Source organism: Pseudoalteromonas sp. R3, from assembly GCF_004014715.1.
Classification (GTDB): domain Bacteria; phylum Pseudomonadota; class Gammaproteobacteria; order Enterobacterales; family Alteromonadaceae; genus Pseudoalteromonas.
Genome location: NZ_CP034835.1, coordinates 4,410,575 through 4,431,065 on the forward strand (window position 1 = coordinate 4,410,575; position 20,491 = coordinate 4,431,065).

General features: G+C 48.6%; 12 protein-coding genes. 4 read left to right on the forward strand and 8 right to left on the reverse strand.

The genetic code is table 11. The features are described from left to right. The first annotated feature begins 100 nt into the window (after nucleotides 1-100). Complete coding sequence (locus tag ELR70_RS24390; protein WP_054016157.1) at nucleotides 101-1,405, forward strand: serine hydrolase domain-containing protein; 1,305 nt, start codon at nucleotides 101-103, stop codon at nucleotides 1,403-1,405. Here the strand turns inward: ELR70_RS24390 and ELR70_RS24395 are convergent. From ELR70_RS24395 to glmU, 8 genes are all read right to left on the reverse strand, one after another. Next, nucleotides 1,339-3,105: a hypothetical protein gene (locus ELR70_RS24395; protein ID WP_054016158.1), complete on the reverse strand. Its 1,767-nt coding sequence runs from the start codon at nucleotides 3,103-3,105 to the stop codon at nucleotides 1,339-1,341. The genes ELR70_RS24390 and ELR70_RS24395 overlap by 67 nt on opposite strands. A 94-nt stretch (nucleotides 3,106-3,199) precedes the next feature. Further along, nucleotides 3,200-4,246: an AraC family transcriptional regulator gene (locus ELR70_RS24400; protein ID WP_054016159.1), complete on the reverse strand. Its 1,047-nt coding sequence runs from the start codon at nucleotides 4,244-4,246 to the stop codon at nucleotides 3,200-3,202. A gap of 41 nt (nucleotides 4,247-4,287) precedes the next feature. Continuing rightward, a complete protein-coding gene (locus ELR70_RS24405) occupies nucleotides 4,288-4,830 on the reverse strand; it encodes a hypothetical protein (RefSeq protein ID WP_054016160.1) in 543 nt (180 codons plus the stop codon). Between the two features lie 96 nt (nucleotides 4,831-4,926). Continuing rightward, nucleotides 4,927-8,073: a lantibiotic dehydratase gene (locus ELR70_RS24410; protein WP_054016161.1), complete on the reverse strand. Its 3,147-nt coding sequence runs from the start codon at nucleotides 8,071-8,073 to the stop codon at nucleotides 4,927-4,929. A gap of 10 nt (nucleotides 8,074-8,083) precedes the next feature. Continuing rightward, nucleotides 8,084-9,298, reverse strand: coding sequence for a lanthionine synthetase C family protein (locus ELR70_RS24415; protein WP_054016162.1), 1,215 nt, complete (start codon nucleotides 9,296-9,298; stop codon nucleotides 8,084-8,086). Between the two features lie 182 nt (nucleotides 9,299-9,480). Next, nucleotides 9,481-11,625: a peptidase domain-containing ABC transporter gene (locus tag ELR70_RS24420; protein WP_054016163.1), complete on the reverse strand. Its 2,145-nt coding sequence runs from the start codon at nucleotides 11,623-11,625 to the stop codon at nucleotides 9,481-9,483. Nucleotides 11,626-11,655: 30 nt separating this feature from the next. Next, nucleotides 11,656-12,900, reverse strand: coding sequence for an HlyD family efflux transporter periplasmic adaptor subunit (locus ELR70_RS24425; RefSeq protein WP_054016164.1), 1,245 nt, complete (start codon nucleotides 12,898-12,900; stop codon nucleotides 11,656-11,658). 156 nt (nucleotides 12,901-13,056) lie between these two features. After that, on the reverse strand, nucleotides 13,057-14,418 hold the full coding sequence (gene glmU / locus ELR70_RS24430) for a bifunctional UDP-N-acetylglucosamine diphosphorylase/glucosamine-1-phosphate N-acetyltransferase GlmU (RefSeq protein ID WP_054016234.1): 1,362 nt from the start codon (nucleotides 14,416-14,418) through the stop codon (nucleotides 13,057-13,059). Nucleotides 14,419-15,813: 1,395 nt separating this feature from the next. Here glmU and ELR70_RS25115 point away from each other — a divergent pair. The 3 genes from ELR70_RS25115 to ELR70_RS24440 all read left to right on the forward strand — a co-directional run bounded on the left by ELR70_RS25115 (nucleotide 15,814) and on the right by ELR70_RS24440 (nucleotide 20,425). Then, nucleotides 15,814-15,927 carry a class III lanthipeptide gene (locus ELR70_RS25115; protein WP_200908213.1) on the forward strand — a complete coding sequence of 38 codons (114 nt, stop codon included), beginning with the start codon at nucleotides 15,814-15,816 and terminating at the stop codon, nucleotides 15,925-15,927. Nucleotides 15,928-16,101: 174 nt separating this feature from the next. Beyond that, on the forward strand, nucleotides 16,102-18,756 hold the full coding sequence (lanKC, locus tag ELR70_RS24435; protein ID WP_054016165.1) for a class III lanthionine synthetase LanKC: 2,655 nt from the start codon (nucleotides 16,102-16,104) through the stop codon (nucleotides 18,754-18,756). 79 nt (nucleotides 18,757-18,835) lie between these two features. After that, nucleotides 18,836-20,425, forward strand: coding sequence for an ABC transporter ATP-binding protein (locus tag ELR70_RS24440; protein WP_054016166.1), 1,590 nt, complete (start codon nucleotides 18,836-18,838; stop codon nucleotides 20,423-20,425). Nucleotides 20,426-20,491: the final 66 nt, after the last annotated feature.

Below are 20,491 nucleotides of genomic sequence, written 5' to 3' on the forward strand. Positions count from 1 at the left end.
CCACCTTTTCAGAATCGGCCAGTATTTTTCACTTTAGACAAGATTTAAAAGCTTAAATCTCAGATAGTTAAGCCAGTTTATCGCGAATTAAGGATCAACAATGAAACGTCTGCTCAGTCTGCTGACATTACTGCTCCTAACCGCGCTGGCCTATTTTGGCTGGCCCGTCTACCAGTTTTATGCCTTCAACCTGGAAAAAGTGCCGGTACTGGCCAGCGCTACGTCGCTTCCCCAGGGCCCTTTGCCACACCAGTCACATCACGCACCGGCGCTCGGTGCATTCAATACCCGGGCTGCTGATATTCTTAATACCACCAGAGCTACAAGCAACGCGCCCGGTATTTCTGCCGCCATTGCCCATCGTGGTCAGCTTGTCTGGCAGGGCACGCTCGGGTATGCCGACATCAAAACCAAAACAGCGCTCACTCCCGAGCATCAGTTTCGCATTGGCAGTACTTCCAAAGCCGTGACCGCCACACTCATGGCAAAACTCATGCAGGAACAAAACTTTAACCTGGATACGCCGCTACAAGACAGCCTGACACCGCTGCCCAACCCGGCGTGGCGAGATATTACCCCGCGCCAGCTGGCATCGCACAGCGCCGGTCTGCCTCATTACAAAGGCAACCAGGATCGCATCGGGCTGTATCGCTCGCTCAGCCTGAATACCCAGTTTGATCGGGTACAGGATGCCGTTGCGCAGTTTGATGAAGGGCCGCTGCGTTCCAGGCCGGGCGATGCATTTTATTACTCCAGCTATGGTACTGTGCTGCTGAGTGCGGTCCTGGCGCAACATGCTCAGCGCCCCTATCTCGACTTGCTCCAGCAGTATGTGCTGATACCGCTGGGGATGCGCCACAGTGGCACGGAGTCACAGGGCAATAAGCTGGCCACCTTCTATTTTAATCGTCGCGGACAGGATGCCCAGTATATTCCCTGGCGCCCGGTAAACCTCAGCCACCGCCTGGCCGGCGGCGGCCTGATCAGCACACCCAGTGACCTTGTGCGGCTCGGCAGTGGTTATCTCGACCCCCATTATTTGCACCCGGCGGTGCGCAAACAGATCTGGACACCACAGCGCCTGAATCATGGCGAGGTAAACCCGCAAAACTATGCACTGGGATGGCGTCGTCATGAATACCAGCATAACGGCCATCCCGCGTTTACTTACTATCACCACGGCGGCGTATCGCGAGGATCGCAGAGTATGTTAATTGTGGTACCTCTCTACCAGCTTAGTGTAGCGGTGAATATCAACAGTAAAACCAAACCGTTTTGGATCTTCGGCGAAGCTGCACTCAAGCTGGCGCATGCTTATGTGCAGCAGGCAGAGCAGGATCAGCGCGAACCGCTAGACATTAAGGTCAGCGCCGCATCCAACACCGCATCTTTATTTGCAAAGTAATCCTTTGCCGTCAGGGCAACCGGCAAATCTGGTGCCAGCCACACCCGGCTGTCTTCCGCTGCGCCCTGCTGATGAAACTGGGATGAGATCACCCCTATCTGACCACTGTAGGGCAAGGTGAACCAGCCCGCCTCACCGATGGCGTTAGGTCGGGTCCCCGAAGGCTCGCCGACCAATATGGCGCTGGTCAGTTTGCTGATCCCCATCAGTAGATCGTGACCGGCCGAGAAGGTATTGCGTCCAACCAGGATGATCAGCTTACCCTTAGGTACCAGAGCTTCGAACAACACTGCGGTGGCAATGGTACTGGACAGCAGGAAGCCATTTCCGCCGCTGTTATCACGCAGGTCCAAAATAAAGTGCTCCGCCTGCCCGGCCAGCAGTGTATCGCGCAGCTGCTGATTAAAAGCATCCAGCGACACATCCTTGCGCTCACGTACGGCATTAAAGTTCACATAGAGTGCCTTGTGCTCAGACAGTAATTTGGACCAGTAAGGCTCTGACTGCAGGTGCTGGCGTGGCAACTTTGGAAAGCCATTAAACTGCATAGCACGCGGCGTCAGCGTCAACTGTTGTGTTTGCTGATCATCTCCACGGACCGTCAGCGCAACTTTGCTTGCGTCTTCAACCACCCCAAGGCCCTGCAATACCTGAGTCAGGCTCAAATAGTAAGGTCCCAGCCACGCTTGCTGCATATTATTATCGCGCGGGTTAACCTCCCCGGTTTTTTCCAGTGCCTGTAATGCCGGGGTATTGCCTATCGCCAACACCTGCTTGCCAATAAGGTGTTGATAGTCTGAGTCGGCCGCCACAATAAACAGCCCTTCTTCAAACAGATAAAACTGCACGGGTAACTGCTGAGTGTTGCCCGCCTTACCCCAGGCCGGAATAATGAAGTTGTGACCATTTTCCAGCATGCCGAGCAGCTGCATCAGCTCAAACACGACCTGCTGGTCACTCAAAGCGGGAATGCGCTTATCAATCTGCGCGACCTTGCGCTCAAAGCCCTGCTCGCTCATGCGATGAAAGGCCGACACATGTAAACGCCTGATCTCATCAGCCAGATAATGCAGATCATGACGCCAGCGTGCCTCTCTGTCGAACTCTGCACCAGGTGCTGCGCCCACTAAGCGGCGAAAATCGGCATCCTGTGCAAACGCGGCAAAGTGCGGATTGGGCTTGCGGCTAAACAGGCTGCGGCCGGTCAGCGCGGGTTTGTCGTCCCAGCGCGCCTCGAGTGCCCGCTCCAGCCACAGCATGGCATTTTTCTTATCTTTAAGCGCGCCATACAGCTCAGCCAGAGTTACCATCATGTCGTTGGGGTTATCGTGCCATTTTGGCAAGCGCTTTAACCGTACCCCCAACTGTAATGCCCGCTTAAGTGGAGCAATGGCTTCCTGCCACTGTTGTTGCTGCCGATACCCCAGGCTCAGCAGATACCAGGTAACACCATCGTTTTGATAGTCTGTGGTCAGCCCCTTGGCCAGTTTGACGACCGCCGGCCAGTCTTCGCGTTCAACCAGGGTAAACAGCTGCTCTTTGCTGTGGTAATAACCAACCGGATCGCTTACCTGATTAGGCAACACGGGAATTTGATATGCATCGTTATGATACCCGGGTGTACCACGTGACGGGGTTGCATGTGACTGCTGACAGCTCAAAATGATGAGTCCGAGTAGTCCAAAAACGGCTTTATACATTTGGTTCTCCTCTTAGGTTAAGAACCAATGTATTGAATAAACTACTTTTATTCGTCCAGAATCCGGATCCTGAACGAATAAAAGTGTGATTTGGTTAGTTTTTCAGCGCGCCATGTCGAAAACGCGTCGGCGTCATTCCTGTACGGGTTTTAAAGGCCTGATTGAAGGTCGACTTGGCATTAAAGCCATTGTTCATCGCAATATCGAGTACCGACGCCTCTGCATAGGCCGGATCAGCCAACTGTTTTTCAACCTGCCCCAGCCTTACCTCATTGATATAGTTAGAGAAGTTATTTCCAGACACAGAGTTAATAGCCCAGGAAACCTGCTTTACACCCAGTGACAGCTGATCTGCGATATGCTGAATACTCAGTCGTGGCTGACAAAACAGCCTCTGCTGCCGAACCTGTGCATCTACCGCTGCAAATATCGACTGCGCCAGCTGCGTGTCCTCTGCAGCGTCATCTCGCTGACTGAGCGTCTGATATTGGGCCAGGCGATTAAACAACTGCGGCTGCTTTATAACCCCAACCAGCAACACAGACAGAATACCAAAGAAGCCCACTTCATGGGCTAAATACCAGTAGGCTTTCCAGGGCATAGGCGTGATGGGCTGCACATTCATGCGCACAAAATCCGTCACACTCAGTACGGCATACACGCCAAGTAATCTGGTCAGCCAGGTGAGATCCATCGTCGCCGCATCGGCATGTACCTGATACACCGTATCGCGATAGTCACGCAGCAGTTTTAAAGACGCCACCAGATAACCCAGCAGCATGATGCTGCCCAGCGCAATTAGCGGCTGAACATAGTGGGTCAAGCCCAGTGATACCAGGGGTAACAGCAGGTGGCGGGCAGACTGCAAGCCATCTGTTGAGGCCCCGATCAGGTTGCGGACACTGAGATACCAGACTGGCCCCATGGCCACAGTAAAAGCCGGTGTGATGACGTATCCTGCCAGTGTAAAGCCTGCGCTTTCAAGCACGTTAGCAAGGCAGAGTAAGGTCTGAAAAACAAAAAATAACACCAGGCAGCGACTGTGCGGATTTTGCCACACAAGTATCGCGGCAAAGCACATCTGCCAGGCAAAGATCAGCTGAAATACAGTCAGCCCTGAAATACTGAGCGAGGTGAACACATTTAACTCTTTATTGTTGTTATTATGGTTAGCCGCACCGGTTATTTGAACTGTACCACTTCATTACTGCGTACATAGGTACGCTGCTCTGGCTCTGTCCATTTGCCTTGTTTTAGATACTGGGTAGATACCTCAAAGTGATTATCTTTGAAACGGCTAATGGATTTTACCTGAGTGATGCCATCTTTATTGCCGGTTACGTCCTCAAAAGCAACAAATTCGGTAGGACTGAGCACTTCAATGGTGCCGTGGGTATAAAACCCTGCTGTGGTGAAATAGTAGAAAACCACCGCGTTTTTGCTCTTGTCCCAGAAAATCAGCGACTCGCCACCATACATACCCGCATTGATAGAATGCAAAGTGCGCACTGCGGTGCCATTGAGCGCTCGCTCCCAGTGACTGATATCCCGCATTGGCGGTTTACCTGCAGGAACAGCAAAATCCGCCTGCCAGGTTCCCAAAAAGGGTTGAAATACGGCAAGTTCCTTAGCAAGCTGCGCAGGTTTATCGTCATCTGCCAGCACCTGGATATTCCATACAAGCAGGAGCAATAAACTAAGCCAGAGAGTTAATGTTCGGGTCATAACATCGTCCTTCATTTTGTGATTACTCAAGGGTAGTCAAAGGGTCTCATAAACACAAAAAGCGCACCATTGGTGCGCTTTTTGCCGTTCAGTCGCTTAGTCGGCTTTTTTATCTGCCGAGAAGTACTTACGACGGAGCATATCGTGAATAACCAGCTCTTGTTCGCGACCATAGGCTTTGAACATACGGTTATTGTGCATGTGCAACAAAGACCCCATCAGCGTATCTTTGGTACAGTTGAGTTTACCTTCGTCGATCATACGGTTGAGAACCCCAACCACAGGCTCTGCCGCCATGTACCATTGTGACAGGATCTCAAACAGCGCCTGTTGTGCTTCGTCAGCTTGCGCATCCGTTTGTTTGGTCAACAGTGCAAAGTCCTTATCCAGTTGCGCTTCATAGTCACGATAACGGTTACCTAACTGCTTACGCAAGACACTGGTTTCATTAAACTCTCTGCCAAAACCATCGCGTAACTGGCTGATCAGCGCAAAGCGTGTAGCATCATCGTATTCAAACAGATCCAGTAGTTTGTGGGTGTGTGCCAGCGCCATACGCCAGCGTACGTCTTCACCGTATTCGTCCACCAGCGCGCAGGTTTTTGCAATAAGCGCACTGTCGTACATAAACAGGGATTCAACCAATGCCATCGACTCAGGACCACCATAGCGCTCAACCTCACGCTCATAGGTCATCAGTTCGACTTTATGTAGCTCGCCACTTTCCACTTTCGGGTCGAGTAACGCATTCAATTTTGGCAGTAGCTGGCCACATAGCAACCCTGGATCACCATGGAAACGCAGGCGCAGGTGCCAGTCTGGATCGCCATAACGAATGAAGAACCATTTGTCGTACAGCTCACTATTTTGCTCAATCAGTGGCAGTAGTTCTTCGGTCAGTAATTGCTCGACCAGAGAGTTGCCTGAGTAAATCTTCAGACTCAGCCATTCCGAACCTGCACTAAAGCGACGCTTCAAAGGTGCAGCCGTGATGTTCCCCAAAGGATCATCACTGAAATGGCGGTGAACGTTAGCATGCTCATTGATAAATGGAATAATCACTTCATTGCTGTAGTGATTCCCCTGTGCATCCACCACTCGTGAAGGATAATGATTGCTGAGCACTTCTTTGAGCTCAACCCGGCGATGACCTTTGGTTTCAGCAAGTAAAATCGCAAACATATCCGGGTTGCGCAGGTCCAGCTGAAGCACGTTATCAGCCATAGCAAAGCTGACTTGCGGATCGAGCTGATAAGTATCAAGTAGTGCATCCAGTTTAGTACGATCAAACTGGCCTTTTTTACTGATAGCTTCAAGCTCTGTTCTGTCAATGCGCCAGGTTTTTTCATTCAGGATCAGGTTATCCAACATCAGGCGTGGCACAAAAGAGGCACGATCCAGGCTGCCAGGCAACTTAAATTGCGGTGGTCTGCCATCCTGATGTTGCAACATACATAAGAACTTATAGGCACTCAGGCTGCGAGCAGAGTAGTTGTGAGCACTAGACAAGCGCGGTACGACTTGTTTGTTCAGTCGCTTACTCCATAATTTCACTTTTTGCCCTTCAACCCAGACATACAGGTCGCTCAATGGGATCTGATACTCATCTTCCAGTGCACTGTCTGCCAGGAAGACGATTTCGTACTGGCGCAGATGTGGGCGTGCAATCACATTCCCCGGGCGTCCCTCTGGCATGTGGACGACTTCTGCCAAAATCACGTCGTCGCTGTGTGCCTGCTCAGATTCCAAATGCGCCACTACATTGTCTTTAAGCCCTTCATCCAGATGACAAAAACGACCCAGCAGATTAGCAGCTGATGGACCGTAACAGCCGTTGAATTTGTAAACCGGATTTCCCCGGTCGTCCTGATACAAGCTCACCATAGTCGCGAAAGAGAATGGGAACTTAGTCACGGCTTCTTTATTGGTGATTTTTTGCTTCAGCTCTTTACCACGCAGCACAACACAGTCTTTTGCACGGTTTTGAGGCTGACTCAGCGCATCCTCCACGAGGCCATCCAGTACGCTAATTTCAGGTGCGCTCTGCTGACTACTGCCACTGCGAGCCAGGTTCAGACCCGCAACCAGAGGTGCTTCATACCCGGTTTCCGTTGAAATGCCAATGCCGGATTCATCATCCAGAATTTTATCCAGCGGTACAAACTGCCCCTCAAAACGCGCATTGAACTTAGTCATAAACTGGTTAAGTGAACTGCCCTGCTCAGACACACTCAGGCCAGCAATCAGCTCCAGCTGCTTTTGCAGACGTAAAACTTCCTGCCCTGACAATTGGCAGTCATTAAACTGACGATAAATATCGCTCTGAAACAGCTTGTTTTCCTGTACTTTCACAGGCAGGCTTTGCAGGTGCTCCAGCAGTTGTTTATAAGGTTTAATTTCACCTGTTTTTTGGCTATCCAGAGCGTCTATTTGCGCCAGCGCAGTAGCTAGTTTATCAGCCGTGTCGAGTTCATTGATGGCGGTGATCGACTTCAGTAACGCGCGATCCGGTGACTCACCGGTCAGCGGCAGCGGAATGTCTGCCAGCAGCACTCCCTCGTCAATCAGGTCCTGGATATAGGCTTCCACTTCTTCAAGCTCGGCTTCAGCATACTGTTCACGGAACTGTGCCACCAAAGCATTAAAACTCTTACCATCGCGCGCAGCGTCCAGTACAAAGCGGAAATACTCATCACTCTCTACCGCACTCAGACGATATTGCATGGTCTCTTCTGACAAATATGTCTCGATATATCGACACTGATCGGCGATGAAGTAATGCGAGGTATTCGGTTTGTAGGTCAATGTATCTGAGCGGGACGCGTGCTTGATAAAGTGCTCTTTAAGTGCATTCAGATAGAACATGTCGAGTCGGGTTTTACGACTGTCTTCACCGAGATCCGCGACCGTCAGTTCAGTACTATCAGCAATGTTACCCTGATGGATCCCTGAAAACAGACCAAAAGGTGTTGGTCGTGAGCACATGCGGACCATGTATTTAATCAAAGCATGGGCGACTTTTTTGCCCTGCTTGGACTCTGGCTTAGTACGCCACTGTTCGATTCGCTCAAGTAATGACGGGCTCGCAAGATAGATGGCCTCTTCGACCCCCGGTGTGGCGAGCCAGGCAGCCAGCAAGACATTGGTGTCGGCATTGTCTTCGCCAAACTGGGCCAGTTGCTCAAGCCCCAGACGGGGCGTACGAATTACAAAAAAATCTTCATTTTTTAGCTGTTTAGACATCACTTACTCCCTATGCCATTAACAAACAATCAACCCAGCCAGTATCATCATCAAACAGAGAAGTCAGGGTCATGCCAATACCTGCATAGCCCATCAGGAAGCCAAAGTCTTCATGATATTCTTTGTCTATGCCATTGAAGGAATAGAGAGATTCAACGCCACGCTCAGCATACTGCTGCAACGAGTAATCAACCCAATACTGCATCGCCTGTGCAAAACGAGGATGAGGCATTAACTGATTCAGGATTTGATAAATCAGTGCCATGCCATAGTAGCCATGACACACGCCGGCATCGGTGATGTGGCCAGATTTTTCATCGCGCTCGGCAGCATGCAGGCCAATTTCTAATGCCCGCTCGATATAGCTTGGGCGATCCAGCGCCTGCCCTACACGTGCCAGTGTCATGGCAATAGTCAGGTCGCCGTAACACCAACCAAGGCGAGACTGATGTTCGTTACCCGCGCATGAACCAAAACATGAATGTGAGCCACTGTCTGGGCTTTGCTGTTCCAGCAACCAATCACAACCGCCTAACAACAGCTTAGTCACACGCTCTTTCAGAGCTGGAATATGAACCGCAGGCAATAACGCCGCAATAATACCAGGCACACCATGCGCAAGACCCAGATTGTACTCAGGCTCTTTGGGCTCATCTTTATTAAAACGGTAGACCGACTCTTCTGGTTGAGACCAGGCAATATGACCGTTGTCGAAATGGGTTGCGGTACTTTCTAATCCATTGACAATCACCTCATACAGAGCAGTTTGGTCAGATTGTCTGCCACGACGTGATGCATACGGTGCAAATCCGGAAAGTCCCAGCACCATTTCAATTTCGCCACGCCAGGGCTGATGATCCAGCGACTGACGGAATAATTCGTCAATTTCCTCAAGTAATTCGGGGTCATAATTTTCTGGATCAGCCTGATTCAGATACTCAAGTAACCAAGCCTGCCCCGCCAGACCGTTACTTAATTCAAAACTCTGTTGATCCAAGCCTTCCTGTAATTCTTCTAATTTCTGAGCAAACAGGTCCTCATCAACCAGGCTTGCGTCATATTCGTACGCTTTATACAAAAACAGTAGCTGACCTGCTAAGCCGCTGAGCAGGCCATGAGGCAACTCCGTATCACGGATATGTGCGCTGACTTTGTCAGCCACAACGGACAGAATGGTGTGGATAGTGTCGCGCTGCTGCGTCGACAATGAAAATTGCTCCGGCATGTTCATCCTTAATCTAATCGTCATTCGTTATTGTTATCGTGTCTTCGATGCAGTGCGCGCATCATTGATGCACGCATTGCCATCTGTACCTTTGTTATCTTTCCGACGTTAACCCAAATTCTCCGCCTGCTCAACCATCGACAATCATATTTTTTACAAAATAAAAACAATCAGACGGGTAATTACTCACAAACGGACTCTTCCTCCTGCTCCTGGGCATCAGACACGTCGGCTTTTTTCAGCCGAATTTCCCGGTCGGCTGAGGCAATGGTTTCTTTACGGTGCGCAATAATCACTCGGGTGATATCCAAACGAGATACCGCTTCATTGATATCGGATTCCAGGTTGGTGTCCAGGTGACTGGTTGCCTCATCCATAAACAAAATTTTGGGTTGTTTGTACAAGGCGCGAGCCAGAATAATACGTTGCTTCTGACCACCAGACAGGCTCGACCCCATGTCGCCTATCAGACTGTCGTAGTTCATTGGCATCTGGCTGATATCATCATGGATAGCAGCTAGCTGCGCACAATACACGACTCGCTCCATATCAATTGGTGTATCGAAAAATGCGATATTGTCGGCGACAGAGCCCGATAACAGCTCATCGTCTTGCATCACTGCTGCGATTTGCTGGCGATACTGACGCGCCCCAATTTGTTCCATAGGCACACCATCGATGAGCACTTCACCACTTTTTGGTTGGTTCAGGCCCAGCATGATTTTCAGCAAGGTGGATTTACCACAACCCGAGGGGCCGGTTATCGCCACGGATTCACCCGCTGAAATGGTCAGATTGAGATTGTTCAGGACATTGGGAGTTGCATCTGAATAAGCGAAGCAGATGTCACGCAATTCGATGTGACCTTCAACCTTGTGTTGCTTAACCTGGTCCGGCTGCAGAATTTCTTTGTCGGTCAGTGCAATATCCGCAATACGATCAAAGTGCAGGCCCACCATTTTAAACTCAATCAATTTTTCAATCAGGTTCGCTGTTTTGTCCATAAATTGGCGCTTATAGGACATAAACGCGAACAGCATACCGGTACTGAATCCGCCATCCAGAACCAAATGCGCCGCCAAAAACACCACCAAAATGTTTTCAATACCAAATAAAGCTCGGTTAATAGCATCATAGCCAATCTGGAAATTCCCCAGGCGAATACTCTGGTTGATGGCATTGGCATAGCGGTTTTGCCACTGCCCTTCGCGCTTCACCTCAGAGCCAAACAGCTTGATGGTCTGAATGCCCCGTACGGTCTCCATAAAGTTAGAGTTTTCTTCTGCACGTGCCATGATTTCCTGTTCGCTGATATTACGAAACGGTTTGTACATAGCAATACGTACTATGGCGTACGCCACCACGGCCGCTAATACCACCGCAGACAGAGTTGGGCTGTAAAAGAAGATCATAGCCAGCGTAATGATTGCCATCAGGCCATCTATGATGGCTTCGATCACCCCGGTAGTGAGGATTTGCTTGACCTGCTGCAATGAACCAAAGCGGGAAACCACGTCACCCATATGGCGTTTTTCGAAATAGGAAATCGGCAGGCGAACCAGATGGTGGAACAGGTTAGCTCCCAGCTGAATGTTCATCTGGTTACCAAAATGCAGCAAGGTGAACCCTCGCAGCGCATTGGTGGCTATTTCAAATACCAGCACCAAAAAGAAACCAGTGGCGAGCACCGTCAATAGGTTTGTATCACCCGTCAGGATCACATCGTCGATCACCAGCTGAATATAGTAAGGTGCTGCGAGGGTAAACACCTGGAGTATGATGGACAGTAAGAAGATCAGGGTCAATGAGCGTTTCAGCCCTGTGATACGACTCCAGAAATCCGAAAAGTGCAGGCTGGGCTTCTTCTCTTTCTTTTCAAAACTCTTGGTCGGTGTCAGCTCCAGGGCGACGCCTGTGAAATGCTTTGACGCCTCAGCCATGGTGAAGGTTTTTTCACCCGAAGCGGGGTCATGGATCACGATGCGCTTTTCATTGGCCTTTTTAAGGACCACAAAGTGGTTCATATCCCAGTGCAAAATGCAGGGCGTCTGCAGTGCATCCAGATCTTCCAGTTCGATGCGCAATGGCCGTGAACTCATCTCCAGCTTTTCTGCAAAGTGCATAATATCCAGCAGGGTCGCCCCTTCGATAGATATGCTGAACTTTTGTCGTAATGTGGTCAGGTCGCTGTGGTAACCGTGATACGCCGCGACCATGGCCAGGCTGGCGAGGCCGCATTCAGCCGCCTCTGATTGTAAAATAATAGGCAGTGACTTCCTTGACCAGAACTCTAACTGCTGTACCGGTGATTCGTCTTCAACGTGCATAAAAAGCCTTTTTATTCTTGTAGTTGCAGCCTACAGCTGTCCTTTAATACTAAACACGGGATCAAATAACCAACGCAATAAGGAGCGTTCTTCAACGATGATGTCAGCATCGAGCATCATCCCCGCCCGCAGCGGCGTCGCCTTGCCATAGGCCGTGATCTGCTGCTCTTCAAGCGCAACCACCACCCGATAAGCCGGTTGCTGTATCACGCCTGGCGTACTGGTTTCTTCTGGCAGGATCACACTGTTACTGACCTGTTGGATGGTGCCGTTATAAATACCAAACTTCTCATAGGGAAATGCGTGGTACCTCAGTTTGGCCTCCTGGCCCAGATTAATAAAACCAAAAGAGGACGTCGGCACATAGATGATTGCCTGCATCTGGCTGCCCTGAGGCAGTATGCTGAGCAGGTTTTGCCCTGCATTGACGCTCTTGCCCACTTTGCCTAGCAAGCCTGTGACAACACCCGCTTTGGGGGCACGCAATTCGCCCAGACGTTGCTGTTCAACGGACGATAATTGGATTTGCAGATCGGCTTGCTGTGATTCCAGCTGGCTTAAACGTTCATCATGTTGCAGCGGGAGTTTTTCCAGATCGGTATCGTGCTGCTGAATTTGCGCAGCCAGTGTCAGCCGCTCAGATTGAATACTGGATGCCTGTTGCTGTAACGACAGCAAGGTATCCTTTTGTCGCTGAAGCTCTAGCTCAGAAATATAGCCGGTGCCTTTTAGCGTACTGATCTGGCCTACCATTTGCTGATTCAGCTGTAGCCGCTTTTCAAAAGTACTGGCCTGACTATCCAGCTCTTTCAGGCGTGCTTCTGCCGTCGCTTTCTGTTGTCTCAGCTCAGTCAGTTCCAGCACATGTTGACGCTTTTGCTGACTGATCTGCTGCTGTAAATTGCGCAACTGAAAACTATACTGATTTAGTAACGCCTGATTGAGCTCTAATGACTGAGTACTGTGCTTGGCAGAAGCAACCCGTAACAAAGGCTGATCGGCTTCAACATAGTCTCCTTCAGCAACCAGTACTTCAGCAATGATCCCTGTCTGAGGCGCAACGAGTTTTAACACCCCTGTATTGGGCTCTATCACTCCGGAGACCCGCTCTTTACGAGCATAGCTACCGCTGGCAAGAAAAATGATACTTACAATTACGACGATCAGGATAAGTAAAGTCAGTGTCTTAAACACGGGTGGTTGAACTAAACTTACAGCTCCTTCTAGTCGGTGTCTTTTACTCTCTAATACTTCTTTTCTAAAGAGATTTTCCATAATTACCTAACACCCGATTGTTTGAGTTTTTATTGTTAAATTTTAATTAACCCCCAGTAATGTATCACTTTGGTCATCAGAAAGGAACTCACTGTTCGATGTCTTGACAAAACAAAGGCCCGAAATAAGAAACGGGAGCCTAAGCTCCCGTTTTTATTAACTCTTTTTTACTGGTCTTTGCCAGCTATCAATATTGCGCTGCTTGCCTCGGGCCACTGCGAGTGTCTCGTCACCGACTTTTGTGGTGATCACAGACCCAGCTCCAACAGTTGCAGTCTTACCAATCTCCACCGGTGCGACCAGGGAGGAGTTAGACCCAATAAATGCACCATCACCTATAATGGTTTTCGATTTATTCACGCCATCGTAGTTGCACGTAATGGTACCAGCACCAATATTCACTTTTTCACCAATCTCAGCATCACCGAGATAAGTCAGGTGGTTTGCTTTTGATCCTTTACCAAGGCGAGACTTTTTCATTTCAACAAAGTTGCCAATATGCGAATCAGTTTCCATTACCGCACCGGGGCGCAATCTGGCGAACGGACCCAAGGTGCAGGCATCACCGACGGTTGCGTCTTCTATCATCGTGTTGGCTTTAATCACAACACCATTGCCAATCTTACAGTTTTTCAGGACGCAGTTTGGGCCAATCACCACATCATCACCCAGCTCAACCTGGCCTTCAAGTACCACGTTTACATCAATTTGCACATCCTGCCCGGTTGTAACTTCACCACGGACATCGATGCGCATTGGATCTGCCAGGCTAGCGCCATTTAGCATCAGGGTTTCGGCCTGCCATGCCTGATAGGCTCGCTCTAAACCAGCAAGCTGCACACGGTTGTTAGCCCCTTCAACTTCCATCGCGTCATCCGGCTGTGCTGAAGTTATTTCGACGCCATCCTGGTGTGCCATCGCAACGATGTCGGTCAGGTAGTACTCACCCTGTGCGTTATTATTGGAGAGCTGGCCCAGCCATTTTTTTAATAGCCCACCATTCGCCGCCATAATACCGGTATTGATCTCCTGGATTGCCAGCTGCTGCGCTGTTGCATCCTTTTGTTCAATGATACCGACCAGCTTACCATTTTCACGGATCATGCGGCCATAACCGCTTGGGTTATCTAGATTCACGGTTAATACTGCTAAACCACGCTGTGGAGTCACCTCGAGCAGACGTTGCAAGGTAGATAGGCGAGTTAGCGGTACATCGCCATATAAGATAAGCACAGTATCATCATCTGCAATATGCTCTTTTGTTACTGCGACAGCATGACCTGTCCCCAGTTGCTCTGCCTGATGTACCCAGTTGACATCATTATGCTTCAGCGCCTGTTTTAGCTGTTGTGCACCGTGACCATATACAAGGTTCGTCGTACTCGCACCCAAAGCTATAGCATTATCAATGACATGTTGCACCATAGGACGGCCTGCAACCGGGTGTAATACCTTAGGTAATTTTGAACGCATACGAGTACCCTTGCCCGCAGCAAGGATGACTGTAGTCAATGCCATAACATTATTCTCTTCTAATTTGTTGTCTACCACGAAGAGCATAGGAATGCCTTTCCATTGCATGGGCAACCCGCTCCATTTATGCGGTGACATTGTAACGCTTAATTCTGCGTATTGTCAGTAACGAATGCCTTCTTTCTTAGCGTAGCAGTGCCGTGCTCACTCGCATATGTCAGCAAAAACACAATAACACCCGCCTGCCTGATATAGAGCAATGCTACCTGTCATATTATACAGCTAGACAATAAGAATAATAAAAGATTTAGGAATAACACCCCATAAGAAATAAAACCTGTAATAAAAGCCAGCTTATAAAAACACCAATCAGCGCTATTATTTAATCACTGGCTAACGCCAAGAAGACAAAACCTAGTTTGTTAAACAAATACTACCTGGAGATAAAGATGAATACATCAAGCGACATTAAAACAGCTGAAGAAATTAGTGACGGCTTGAGTTTTGATAAAACAGCAAACTTATCAAGTCATTTTTGTGAAACCAGGGTCAACCGTGCAATTTAAAAATCGGAGAATAATTATGAACAACGTATTAAAACTACAAGCAGTACAGTCTGGCAACAACAACGCTGAAATCCAGGAGTGGAGCACTATCTCTAACCACTGTGGCAGTGACAGCCTGCAAAAATCACTTTAATTAAATAAACACACCGGAGAAATAAAAATGAACAACGTATTAAAACTACAAGCAGTACAGTCTGGCAACAACAACGCTGAAATCCAGGAATGGAGCACTATCTCTAACCATTGTGGCAGTGACAGCCTGCAAAAATCGCTTTAATTAAATAAATATACCGGAGAAATAAAAATGAACAACGTATTAAAACTACAAGCAGTACAGTCTGGCAACAACAACGCTGAAATCCAGGAATGGAGCACTATCTCTAACCACTGTGGCAGTGACAGCCTGCAAAAATCGCTTTAATTAAATAAACATATCGGAGAAATAAAAATGAACAACGTATTAAAACTACAAGCAGTACAGTCTGGCAACAACAACGCTGAAATCCAGGAGTGGAGCACTATCTCTAACCACTGTGGCAGTGACAGCCTGCAAAAATCGCTTTAATTAATTAAATATACCGGAGAAATAATAATGAACAACGTATTAAAACTACAAGCAGTGCAGTCTGGCAATAACAACGCTGAAATCCAAGACTGGAGCACTATCTCAAACCACTGTGGCAGCGACAGCCTGCAGAAATCACTTTAATTAGAAAAAGATCGGAGAAATATAATGAACAACGTATTAAAACTACAAGCAGTGCAGTCTGGCAACAACAACGCTGAAATCCAAGACTGGAGCACTATCTCTAACCACTGTGGCAGCGATAGCCTGCAGAAATCACTTTAATTAGAAAAAGATCGGAGAAATATAATGAACAACGTATTAAAGCTACAAAGCATCGCTTCAGGTAACGATAACGCAGAGATCCAGGAGTGGAGCACCATTTCCAACCACTGTGGAAACAGACTGGAAAAAGCACTTTAAGTGCTCTTCGGCTGGGCTGAGATAAAAACAGTGACTGATTCTGAAAGGAGATAAATCCTTCCAGATACCTCTGGGTCAGGTTAATAATGGATTGCTTGACCAAGAGTGCACAGCACCTGTTTGCTCAGCTCCTTGCTGTTTAGAAAATAACTTTAAATAACAACAGGTGTCGGTATGTATAACAACTCTTATATGTTGGGTGATAATGAGTACTTTACTCAACCCGCTATCATGAAGCCAGATGAGGCCATTGCACAGGCAGTCTCGTCAACAGTCCCTGAATCGTGGTCAACTAAGCACCATAGTATTTGGCTCTCAGCAACACCCAGCTATCAGCAACTACCCGAGCAGGGCTTTAAAATTCACGTTTCAGCTTCCACTGAAGATGCACTGTCTATCATTCGGGCAACCCTGCAACAATGCATAGAGTTCGACACATCATTTAAAGTTATTTGCCGCCAGGACATAGCCAACCAAATGGCATCCAAAGCCACCGGAAGGGGCAGCTCTGGAAAACTCATCACTATTTACCCACGCAGTGTGTCCATATTTAAACAACTGATCCAAGCCATTTATGAAGTAACAAAAGAGTTTAATGGCCCTTATATTCTTTCAGACAAACGTTATAAAGATAGCAAAGTAGTATATTACCGTTATGGTGGCTTTAAATTGTTGCCACAACAAAAAGCAGATGGCAGCCAGGTTGCCTGTATCAAAAAGCCAGATGGTACGCTTATCAAAGATGAGCGCGAAGCCTTTTATAAATTGCCAGAATGGATACAGGAACCCTTTAAGCTAACAGACAGTTCAGATGAAAGCATAGCGCCACTCAATGATCGATATGAAGTCATTGAGGCCTTGTCTTTTTCCAATAGTGGTGGTGTATATAAAGCGAAGGATCTGCAAACTTCACAGACTGTCGTGGTCAAAGAAGCAAGACCTTATGTACACTTCTCCAGTGTGGCAGATCAGGGCGCAATTTACGCCGATCAAGTACTGCAGAACGAATTTAGTGTTATCAAAACGCTCAGCAGTAGCCGCTACTTTCCGACCGCGATAGACTGGTTTACCGAGTGGGAACATTCATTCTTAGTCGAGGAATACATTGACGGCACACCGTTGCGTAATTACCGCGGTAAAAAAGAAGTCACTTTAGTGCCATTTGTCGCAGACGTTGCCAGTGCTGAGCGATTCCAACAACATTTTATCTGGATCGCCCGCGAAACCATCGCAGCCGTGACAGAAGCACACCAACGCGGAGTGGTTTTAGGTGATGTATCACCAAACAATATTCTGGTTGACGAACAGGCCAAAACAATCCGATTCATAGATTTCGAAGGTGCTTATCACCCTGAGCAGAACGCTCAAATGCAACGCGCTTTACTGACGACCCCCGGGTTTAGTAATGAAGGCTTTATGGATACCGGTGCAACCTATAAAGGCGACTGGTTCGCTCTGGCCATGGCGCTGTACAGCATGATTTTTCCAGCGCTGCATATTTTTTCTCTGGCCCCTGAAAAGCGTTGGCAACTGCTGCACAAACTACAAAATGATTGTGCACTCAACCCTCACCTTACAGAGGTCATTCAAAAGCTGGCTGACGGTGAGCCAGAGCAAGCAAAAAGCGCATTAGTTAAACTTGCCGAAACCGCTAATCCACAAATTGCGAATACCAGCGCGCACTTCATTACGGCCTTGCCCGATTACGATCAGCACCCAGTTGCAAATGCCAAAGACTTTGCGCTCCGGGTGAATAAGATAGCTGCATTTATTTCACAAGGGATCAAGACTAACATCGACCCGCATTTTATGCCCATCGATTACACGGCATTTGACGTTCACCCTCTGGCACTCACTTATGGTTACTATGGACCCGCCGTGTTTATGGCCAAGACAGGTCATGATGTTCCGGCACATTTGCTGGAGAAAATCGCCGATTTTGAGACTCAAACCTCTACCGCAGGCCTGTTCGTCGGCTATGCAGGTATGGCACTGGCCGAACTAGAACTAGACCGTGAAGTGCAGGCCAAACGCTGGGCCGACTATGCCCTGGATTCGATGAGTAAGTTTGATGCGGTTAGCTTTGCACATGGTCTGGCAGGTGTCGGCTATATGTGTCTGAAGCTGTATACCCGCTATCACGACGCAGTATACCTTGAGCACGCCGGGTCCATTGCACAACAGCTGCAGCTGCGCGCTTGCGACACCGAGCACGGTTGCTACTTTCCCGTTGCTGAGGATGAGGAAACACCGGTTGGCTTTGCACACGGCAGCGCCGGAGTCGCCCTGTTCTTACTCTATCTGGCCAAACTGACACATAACACAACCACACTGGAGTTTGCCAAAGCGGCGCTGGCACATGATATTCAGGCCGGACTTACCGCTGAGGGAGAATATAAGTGGGGTAAAACGGTAGACAGCAAAACGGTCCTGCCTTACTGGGAGCATGGTGCAGCAGGAATTGGTGCCGTGGTGATCCGCTTTTATCGAGAAACAGGCGATGCCAGCTACCTTGAGCTCGCACAGTCGATTGCACTATCCGCATACTCTCGCTACTCAGTTGATCAGGGTCAGTTTATTGGTGTTTCAGGCATCGTTGAGTTTTTCATCGACCTCTATCAAATCACGGAAAATACTCACTATCGTCAGGTTGCCTGCGAGATCAGTGAACGATTGACGCTGTTCTCCATCGACCGTCAGCAAGGTGAAATATATCCAAGCCGTCACTCTGTACGCCTATCTGCGGATTATGCTTTTGGCTCTTCGGGCATAGGTATGATGCTGCACAGGCTTGCTACCGGTGGTCATCGCTTCATGCATGATTTGTAAAAAATGAGGGAGGCAGTCTGGCAATGTCAGACTGCCCACACACTCCCCGATGAGCCGGGGTTATATAGGAAGTGTTCTTATGCCTATCAGTAAATCGAACTTAAAAACCGCCGGGCAATTACTGGCCCCGCAAAAGTCTCGGCTGGCATTGTTGCTGGTACTAACTGCAATTCAGGCAGTATTTTTTACTGTTGTTGATCCGCTCGCCTTAAAGTGGCTGATTGATGCCATTAATGAAGGCAATCAGTCTTTCTTTATGTGGTTGGCCATCATCGTCACCTCAGTTGCCACCGGCGGTCGCTTGCTTATCTACTGGACCACACTGACAAGACAGAAAATCAAAAATACCTTACAGGAACAATTATCGGTCGACCTGGCCAACAGCTATTACCAGCATGACTGTCAGGAGATCACCCATCATGGCCGTGGCTACTATATTTCACGCCTCTATGATGAGCCTAAAAAGCTCTCAGAAATGATAGATACCCTGGTTGCATTTACGACCTGTGTGTTCATTTGTATTTCAGGCATTTCGGTGGCCATTTGGATCAGCTGGGAGATCACCCTCGCCCTGGCCATCATCTTGCCTTGCTTGTATTTTCTGGCGAATCGCTTTAGTGGCAAGATCAGTGACAGCACCAAACAATTGCAAGAATCCGAAGCTCAGTTTAAGTCGATTTTAGCAACCGTTGTAGACAGTTATAAACATGTTCGCCTGTTTTCACTGAATCAAACAGCGCAGAGCACCATTAAATCAGGTTTGCAGGCCTCACTAAATGCCCAGTATAAAAATACTCGTTACAGTGCCCTGTATCAGTCAATCAGTGCCGTTTTTCTCTCTTACACTGAGTTAGCCGTTATCATAGTCGCGGGATTTCAGGTCATCCTGGGTGTGATCACCATAGGTTCCTTATTTGCCCTGACGCGTGCTTTCAGCCTGATCATCAACGCGGTTGAGCAACTCTCAGCCCTGGTGCCCCGCCTGGCAACTTTAGACGCATTACTGGACCGCTACACCGAGTTTAAAGCGCTGGCCACAGATGCTGAGGCGCACACTCAGCTAACCGACAGTGACACGATCAGCTTTAACAATGTTGACTTCGATTTTCAGGCCAAGCCCATTTTAAAAAGCACAAGCCTGACTGTGGATAAATGCGACCGTGTATTGATCAGTGGCCCCAATGGAGCGGGGAAAAGTACTCTGGCACATTTGTTGACAGGCTTTTACACGCCGAACCAGGGCGAGATCTCAAAACCGGCTATGTCGCATATCAGCGCCTCTTTATACCCCTTTGGCCTGCTTCCCGGCACTGTGGGGGACAATATTGACCGCATTATCGCACAAGGTGGAGATCGCCAAAAAGCAGATGAATTGGTTGAAAAACTCGGCCTACTGGAGTGTTTAGATAAGCCCTTTGAACGCCTGTCTGAAGGACAGAAGAAAAAGTGTCAGATAGCGATTTGCCTGCTTAAAACAGCCAGTGTTTACTTGCTTGATGAGCCATTAGCCAACATCGATGACGCCAGCAAAGGCGATATTCTGCAGATCATTAATGACTACACACAAAACGCGGCTTTATTGATGATAATGCACGAAGGAAACCGCTTCAGTCATATGTTTAACCGCTTTTTAAATATAGAGGGGCAAGGAAACGTGAAGCTCGTCTAACGCCTTACCTCACAGACCAAACACCGACACGGGCCGCCCATGGATGGGTAGCCCTTTTTGCGTACG

Bases quoted from the DNA above. Each gene is read 5' to 3' on its own strand.
- ELR70_RS24390 (WP_054016157.1), top strand. From the start codon at position 101: ATGAAACGTCTGCTCAGTCTGCTGACATTACTGCTCCTAACCGCGCTG.
- ELR70_RS24395 (WP_054016158.1), bottom strand. From the start codon at position 3,105: ATGTATAAAGCCGTTTTTGGACTACTCGGACTCATCATTTTGAGCTGT.
- ELR70_RS24405 (WP_054016160.1), bottom strand. From the start codon at position 4,830: ATGACCCGAACATTAACTCTCTGGCTTAGTTTATTGCTCCTGCTTGTA.
- ELR70_RS24410 (WP_054016161.1), bottom strand. From the start codon at position 8,073: ATGTCTAAACAGCTAAAAAATGAAGATTTTTTTGTAATTCGTACGCCC.
- ELR70_RS24415 (WP_054016162.1), bottom strand. From the start codon at position 9,298: ATGCCGGAGCAATTTTCATTGTCGACGCAGCAGCGCGACACTATCCAC.
- ELR70_RS24420 (WP_054016163.1), bottom strand. From the start codon at position 11,625: ATGCACGTTGAAGACGAATCACCGGTACAGCAGTTAGAGTTCTGGTCA.
- ELR70_RS24425 (WP_054016164.1), bottom strand. From the start codon at position 12,900: ATGGAAAATCTCTTTAGAAAAGAAGTATTAGAGAGTAAAAGACACCGA.
- glmU (WP_054016234.1), bottom strand. From the start codon at position 14,418: ATGGCATTGACTACAGTCATCCTTGCTGCGGGCAAGGGTACTCGTATG.
- ELR70_RS25115 (WP_200908213.1), top strand. From the start codon at position 15,814: ATGAACAACGTATTAAAGCTACAAAGCATCGCTTCAGGTAACGATAAC.
- lanKC (WP_054016165.1), top strand. From the start codon at position 16,102: ATGTATAACAACTCTTATATGTTGGGTGATAATGAGTACTTTACTCAA.
- ELR70_RS24440 (WP_054016166.1), top strand. From the start codon at position 18,836: ATGCCTATCAGTAAATCGAACTTAAAAACCGCCGGGCAATTACTGGCC.